Below are 6,796 nucleotides of genomic sequence, written 5' to 3'. Positions count from 1 at the left end.
CGACGCTCCGGAACGCTCCAGTTCGCTCCTGACGCCGTCGTGTTCCCCGCGGACGAAGAAGAAGTCCATGCCCTTCTCCGGTACTGCAGCGACGAGTCGATCGCTGTCGTTCCGTTCGGCGGTGGAACCAGCGTCGTCGGCGGGGTGGATCCGGTTCGTGAGTGGTTCGACACGGTGATCACCATCAGCACACGCCGCATGAACGCGATGACGACACTCGACGAGGTGTCACGAACGGCGACTCTGCAAGCGGGCGTCTGCGGCCCCGAGGCGGAACAGATGCTCGCTCGGCACGGGCTCTCGCTCGGCCACTACCCCCAATCCTTCGCGTTCGCCAGTATCGGCGGGTTTGCAGCGACACGGTCCTCCGGCCAAGCATCTGCCGGGTACGGCCGCTTCGACGACATGGTCGAATCGATGACCGTCGTGACTCCGATCGGCATCACCGTGTGCGGGCGGGCAACCGCATCTGCTGCGGGCCCCGACCTGCGCCAGGTCTTCCTCGGCTCGGAGGGAACGCTGGGAATCATCACCTCGGTGACCGTCCGTGTGCACCCGGTTCCCGAATGCACCGAGTACCGATCGTGGTGGTTCCCCGACTTCGTCAGCGGCGCAGCGGCATTTCGGGATCTGGCAGCGACGACCGGTGGGCCGACCGTCATGAGATTGTCGGACGAGACCGAGACCGCGGTCAACGGATCGAAGGACGGTGGCTGCATCGCCGTCGCAACGTTCGAGGGCACGCGCGCGGAGGTACAGGCCCGGGCAAACACGGCCGACGGCGTCGTCACCGCACGCGGCGGTGAAGTCCGTAGTTCCGAGAGCGCGCGGCGCTGGGAACACGAGCGCTTCGACGCACCGTACCTTCGCGACTCGCTCCTCGACGCGGGTGCGTTCGCCGAGACTATGGAAACTGCCACCAGCTGGGCGGCGCTGGCCTCGGTTCGGGCAACCATCTCGTCGACACTCGTAGGAACGCTGACCGAACTGGGCACCCCGCCGATCGTGATGTGCCACATTTCGCACGTCTATCCGACAGGTGCATCGTTGTACTTCACGGTGGTCTGCGCCACGGCCGAAGACCCGTCGACTCAGTGGCGAACAGCCAAGGATGCCGCCACCCGAGCAATGATGGAACTCGGCGCGACGCTCACGCACCACCACGCGGTCGGACGAGATCACCTCCCGTACATGTCAGCCGAGGTCGGAACCGTCGGGGCGACGTTGCTGCGTGCCATGAAGGTGGCGGTCGACCCCGCAGGCGTGCTGAATCCTGGCAAGCTGATCCCGTGACCGTAACCGTCCTGACGAACCCCACCGCCGGGAACGGACGTGCATCGAGGGTGTCGGAAGTCGTGGTTGCCCGTCTTCGCGACCGTGGTACACGCGTGATCACCATCGAGGGTCGAACACCTGGCGAGGCGCTCGAATCGACCAAGCGAGCCGTTCGCGCCGGAACGGACGCACTGGTGGCCGTCGGCGGTGACGGACTGGTCAACCTTGCGCTGCAAGCCGTCGCCACGACAGCCACACCGATTGCGGTAGCGCCCGCCGGCACGGGCAACGATTTCGCTCGGTTGCTCGGAGTGCCACTCGGGGATCCCGTTGCCGCAGCCGACATCGTCGGCGAAGGCAGAGTTCGAACCATGGATCTCGGGCGAGTCGATGGCAGATGGTTCGCCACCGTTCTCTCCAGCGGATTCGACAGCTTGGTGACCGAACGCGCGAACAGACTCCGCTGGCCGAGGGGGCCATTGCGCTACAACATTGCAATGTTGTTGGAATTGAGCAGATTTCGGCCCATTCGTTACCGACTCGAACTCGACGATCGATCCTTCGATGTCGACGCCACACTGGTGACCGTCGGGAATGGACCTACCTACGGCGGCGGAATGGCAATCTGCCCCGACGCGCGTGCCGACGACGGTCTCCTCGATGTCACCGTCGTGCGGGCGTCGAGCAGAACCCGATTGGTCAGACTCTTCCCCACTCTGTACAAGGGCACTCACGTCACGTTGCCGGAGGTCGATACCTATCGGGCAGCACGAGTGACACTCACTGCCCAGGGGATGGTCGCCTACGCGGACGGCGAGCGGTTTCCCCCTCTACCCGTATGCATAGAGGTTGTGCCCCGCGCCGTCAACGTGCTGGTAGGTTCGGCGTCCAGCCTCCAACGGTGACCGTCATAGCTTGGTCAGGTCGCGGTCCGAGTCCGCAGTGATCGCCTTGAACAGCCAGTAGATTCCGAATACGATCGCGCCGGCCACCGCAACCCAGAACAGTCCCTTGATCACTGCGCCCAGCACTGCGAAGGCGAGCCAGACCAGGACGATCACGCCGAGAATTTTCCAGAACATGGTATTTCCCTTTCCTTGTGTGCTTCGATCCTGGCACGCAAGGACGGTCGGATCACCGATCCGGCACGGAGTTCAGGGAAAGATGGGTGAAGACCCTGAGCCGCCGAACTTCAGGGCCGCCGAACTTGAGAGATGCCGAACTTCAGAGATGCCGACTTCTGATCGCAGCCAACTCCGCGAGCGCACTCGCCCACCCTTCCAAGCGGTCGGTCGCCGAGATCAACTCGGCTTTGCGCCCTTCCACTGCGCTCGACGGCAGCCCGTTGGGACTGGTCAAGCGAGCTGCTGCCGCAACCAGTTCCTCGTATTGGTCGACGCCGTTGTCCAGTTCGACTGCAGCAGCGGCGATTGTGGCGGTGAGATGGCTCGCTGCGCGAGCACTGCCCTCCGCAGCACGCTCCATGGCGACGATATCGGCAGCCATGTCCGTCAACGCACGAGCTGCGCTGCTGGCCACGTCTGTCGTCTCCGCGACTTCCGCCGGGTCCACGAACTCCGACCGCATCAGAATTCCGGTGAGCTCGTACAGACTCGACTGTGCACCTACCAGTCGAGACATCGGCTCGAACGATGCGGACGATCGGTGCGGCAATACGGTCTTGGCCGGCCTGGCCGCAGGCATCGGCTGCGCTTTCAGACGCCGGTAACGACCGATCGCCAACACGGCAGGAACCGCGAACACAGCCGCACCGCCACCGGTCACGATCATTGCCCACTCCGGCGCCGACGCCACCGCAAGTCCAGCAGTGGACGCCGCCGAGACACCGGACGCGCTACCCAGCCACGTGCCACGGCGTCGGGCGCGGCGGATCCGACGAATGTGCTTCCTCCGCGGGTCGTTCCAGCGCCCTACCGCCTGGACCGCCGATTCCACGGATCTACGAGCAGTGTCTGCAGCGCCTCGCACCGCCGACACCGAGTCGGATACGGGCATGGCCGACCACGTTCGTGGTCGGCCATGCTGTTCCTTGCTCACGTTCGACTAGTTCTGTGCCGGAGGCTCAGGGGTCGCGTTCGGAGACTTGGCGATGGACGGCTTGGCCGCCGAGGCCGAGTTGCCCGACGGCAACGAGTCGCCTGCCATGGATGCCCGAATCTGCTCGAGCCTGCTGTGCCCGGCCATCTGTACCGATGCCTGCTGCACCTCCATCATGCGTCCGGACACCGTGTTCTGCGCCAGTTCGGCGGAACCGAGTGCGTCCGCGTAGCGCCGCTCGATCTTGTCGCGAACGGCGTCCAGGCTCGGAGTGTTACCAGGCGCGGACAGCGTGCTGTCCATCGACCGCAACGACTCGCTGACCTTCTCCTGCATCTTCGCCTGCTCGAGCTGGCTGAGCAGCTTCGTGCGTTCAGCGACCTTTGCCTGCAGCGCCATCGCGTTCTGCTCGACTGCCTTCTTCGCCTGCGATGCTGCCTGCAGAGACTGGTCGTGCAGAACTTTCAAGTCCTCGACGCTTTGCTCGGCTGTCACGAGCTGCGCAGCGAACGCCTCGGCGGCGTTCGTGTACTGGGTGGCCTTGTCGACGTCGCCTGCTGCCGCCGCCTGGTCGGCGAGCGTCACCGCCTGCCGCGCGTTCGCGTTGAGCTTCTCGACCTCGTCGAGCTGACGGCTCAGCTTCATTTCCAGCTGACGCTGGTTGCCGATCACCGACGCCGCCTGCTGAGACAGTGCCTGGTGCTGGCGCTGTGCGTCTTCGATCGCCTGCTGAATCTGAACCTTGGGGTCGGCCTTCTCGTCGATTTTGGAATTGAAGAGCGCCATCATGTACTTCCAGGCCTTGACGAAAGGATTAGCCATGGGTTGATCCTGCCTCCATCTTGAGCGCCGTGTATCGCGCGTTGGGGGTGCTGCCCGTGCCACGAGAATACTGGTCTGGTCGGTTTGCCGTGCGTATTGATTTCAGCCTAGCGGTTTGGGTCCGCGTCGCTGGAGCTCACGCAGCAGCGAGAGCCCGCGCGGGAGCAGGAATCACCACTCTGGTTTCTCCGGAGATACGAGGCGATGCTTCTTCGGCACTGGCCGCGGCTTCGGCTTCGGCTGCTCGCGTGGCGACTGCCCACTCCGACAGGGACACGCTGACCTCGCTCATCACATCCGCGAGGGGAACTGCGAGCGCATCGCAGATCGCCGCGAGAAGTTCGCTCGATGCTTCCTTTCGTCCTCGTTCGACCTCGGAAAGGTAGCCGAGGCTGACACGCGCCGTGTTGGAGACTTCGCGCAGTGTCCGACTCTGTGCAACGCGAGTGCGCCGCAGGCTGTCGCCGAGTGCTTCACGCAATAGCAGCGCCATCTCGCTCCTCCTCGTTGAATCAGTCCGTCCGATTTCGTGACGATCTCACGTCACGTCGCTGCGAACTGTTCTTGATCTGTTCGTCTACTTCGACCCTCTGCAGCTACAACGAAGGATACGGCTGGATTGGTTCCCGACCCTATACCGCCACGCTCTGCTTCACCCGTCGAGTGTCCCAGCGGGTCGGTCACGACGATGAACCGCGCCGCAGACGAATCGCCTGCACGATGTAGTCGAGGCCGGTGTACACCGTCAGGAATACGGCCAATCCCATCAACGTGACCGACGCGAACCGCACTTCGTAGGGCAGCGGGAAGAGATAGAAGCCGATCGCGAAACTCTGCACGAGCGTTTTGACCTTGCCGCCCCGGCCTGCAGGTATGACGCCGTGTCTCAGCACCGCGAAGCGAACCAGGGTGATCCCGATTTCACGCGCAGCGATGACGATGGTCACCCACCATGCGAGGTCTCCGAGTATCGAGAGTCCGATCAACGCAGCACCGATCAGTGCTTTGTCCGCGATCGGGTCGGCCATCTTGCCGAATTCGGTCACCAGACCGTACTTGCGGGCCAACTGCCCGTCGATGCGATCGGTGATGGCGGCGACCGCGAAGACCACGGTCGCACCTATACGCCACCCCGTGTCGTGGCCGTCGCCGACGAACAACACGACGAGGAAGACCGGAACGAGGGCGATTCGCAGAACGGTCAGGACGTTGGCGATGTTGAGGATCGGCACGTCCTCGGTACGTCCGGTCGCCGAGTTACCGTGCGGAAGCCCCGCAGTCGGAGGCACTCCCGGCGGCGGCACTCCGTCGGTCATACGTGGTGTCCCGGTACGTGGACGGCGCGTGGAGTAACGGACACACCAGAAGAATATCCGTTCATCGGTTGACTACTGTTCACCACATGACTTCTGCGCCGAACCGGGCGAGTCGACACGACGTCGACGGCGCTTCGGAACCGACTTCGAACAGCACCACAGCGACACACGGCGGCGGCGAATTGGTAGTCCGACGAGCGCGTACCTCCGATATTCCCGAGATCAAGCGCCTCATCGACATCTACGCGGGCAGAATTCTCCTGGAGAAGAATCTGGTCACTCTGTACGAGGCCGTGCAGGAGTTCTGGGTCGCCGAACGCACTGGGACGGTTCTCGGTTGCGGGGCGCTCCACGTTCTGTGGGCCGACCTCGGAGAGGTACGCACGGTGGCTGTCGATCCGTCAGCCAAGGGTCACGGCGCAGGGCATCTCATCGTTGACAAGCTTGTTCAGGTAGCCCGCGAGCTGGCGCTGCAGAAGCTGTTCGTGCTCACATTCGAGGTCGACTTCTTCGCACGCCACGGTTTCGTGGAAATCGAAGGGACACCGGTCACGGCCGAGGTCTACGCCGAAATGTGCAGATCGTACGACACGGGTGTCGCCGAATTCCTCGACCTCAGCTACGTCAAGCCGAACACGCTGGGTAATACCAGGATGCTGCTGTCGTTCTGACAGGATTTGTCCGTCCGCAATACGAAGAGCGAAAGAAGAAGAGTTACATGGCATTGTTCGCCGTCCACTACACGTACTCCCCCACCACCACCGACGGGCGAGATACTCACCGTGCGTCCCACCGTGCATGGCTCGCGGATCTGCTGGCGCAGAAAGTACTGGTCTCCAGCGGCCCGTACGTCGACGGAACCGGGGCCCTCATCATCGTGGAGGGCACCGACGTCGACTCTGTGACACAACTGTTCGCGCAGGACCCGTTCGCGGTCGAGAACCTCGTGGAGACGTCCACGATCACCGAATGGAAGCCAGTCATGGGCGCGTTCGTGTAGGCCCACTCCGTCGATCGATCGACATTGTCGGGTTCGTCACCGACGATGCGCAGGCTCATCCGCACTGTCGACTGGTTGCTGCGGGAGAACATGCCTGAGGATGTCGGAAATGGTGAGAACTCCGATGAAGCGGCCGTCGTCCATGACTGCGGCGAGCTGTTCGCTGTGCTCCCTGGCGAGCGCCAGTGCTTCGTACACCGGTATTCCGGTGTCGAAAGTCAGAGCCGGACGAGAAACGGTGCGGGCCGGCGTCTGGGCCGAGACGAGCAGGGTGTCCCGCACATGCACCACCTCAGGAGCCTCGAAGTTGGAATCGAGCAGGAGG

General features: G+C 63.4%; 10 protein-coding genes. 4 read left to right on the top strand and 6 right to left on the bottom strand.

Annotation, left to right across the window (positions count from 1 at the left end; genetic code table 11):
• Positions 1-1,293, top strand: a 1,293-nt coding sequence (locus tag A2J03_RS15845) for an FAD-binding oxidoreductase (RefSeq protein WP_068375719.1), incomplete at its 5' end; no start/stop codon positions are given.
• Entirely contained in the window at positions 1,290-2,180 is an 891-nt protein-coding gene (locus tag A2J03_RS15840) for a diacylglycerol kinase (protein WP_068375717.1), read from the top strand. The genes A2J03_RS15845 and A2J03_RS15840, both read left to right, overlap by 4 nt.
• 3 nt (positions 2,181-2,183) lie before the next feature.
• Here the strand turns inward: A2J03_RS15840 and A2J03_RS31140 are convergent, their stop codons facing one another.
• The 5 genes from A2J03_RS31140 to pgsA all read right to left on the bottom strand — a co-directional run bounded on the left by A2J03_RS31140 (position 2,184) and on the right by pgsA (position 5,471).
• The gene (locus tag A2J03_RS31140) at positions 2,184-2,357 is read right to left on the bottom strand and encodes a hypothetical protein (RefSeq protein ID WP_197480811.1); all 174 of its coding nucleotides are present in this window, start codon (positions 2,355-2,357) and stop codon (positions 2,184-2,186) included.
• Positions 2,358-2,499: 142 nt separating this feature from the next.
• A complete protein-coding gene (gene pspM, locus A2J03_RS15835) occupies positions 2,500-3,291 on the bottom strand; it encodes a phage shock envelope stress response protein PspM (protein ID WP_068375724.1) in 792 nt (263 codons plus the stop codon).
• Between the two features lie 48 nt (positions 3,292-3,339).
• Positions 3,340-4,155: a PspA/IM30 family protein gene (locus tag A2J03_RS15830; RefSeq protein ID WP_068375715.1), complete on the bottom strand. Its 816-nt coding sequence runs from the start codon at positions 4,153-4,155 to the stop codon at positions 3,340-3,342.
• A 136-nt stretch (positions 4,156-4,291) separates the two neighbouring features.
• A complete protein-coding gene (locus tag A2J03_RS15825) occupies positions 4,292-4,648 on the bottom strand; it encodes a helix-turn-helix domain-containing protein (RefSeq protein ID WP_068375713.1) in 357 nt (118 codons plus the stop codon).
• Between the two features lie 187 nt (positions 4,649-4,835).
• Positions 4,836-5,471: a CDP-diacylglycerol--glycerol-3-phosphate 3-phosphatidyltransferase gene (pgsA, locus tag A2J03_RS15820; protein WP_068375711.1), complete on the bottom strand. Its 636-nt coding sequence runs from the start codon at positions 5,469-5,471 to the stop codon at positions 4,836-4,838.
• Positions 5,472-5,557: 86 nt separating this feature from the next.
• Here pgsA and A2J03_RS15815 point away from each other — a divergent pair, with 86 nt between their 5' ends.
• A complete protein-coding gene (locus A2J03_RS15815) occupies positions 5,558-6,142 on the top strand; it encodes an amino-acid N-acetyltransferase (RefSeq protein WP_442971363.1) in 585 nt (194 codons plus the stop codon).
• A 47-nt stretch (positions 6,143-6,189) separates the two neighbouring features.
• On the top strand, positions 6,190-6,471 hold the full coding sequence (locus tag A2J03_RS15810; protein WP_068375709.1) for a YciI family protein: 282 nt from the start codon (positions 6,190-6,192) through the stop codon (positions 6,469-6,471).
• A 36-nt stretch (positions 6,472-6,507) separates the two neighbouring features.
• Here the strand turns inward: A2J03_RS15810 and A2J03_RS15805 are convergent.
• A partial coding sequence (locus A2J03_RS15805) for a CBS domain-containing protein (RefSeq protein WP_156520415.1) occupies positions 6,508-6,796 on the bottom strand: 289 nt, incomplete at its 5' end.

It is taken from the genome of Rhodococcus sp. EPR-157 (assembly GCF_001647195.1).
Classification (GTDB): Bacteria; Actinomycetota; Actinomycetes; order Mycobacteriales; family Mycobacteriaceae; genus Rhodococcoides.
Note: the sequence above shows the minus strand (reverse complement) of the source record. Positions and strands in the feature narration are given on the sequence as shown.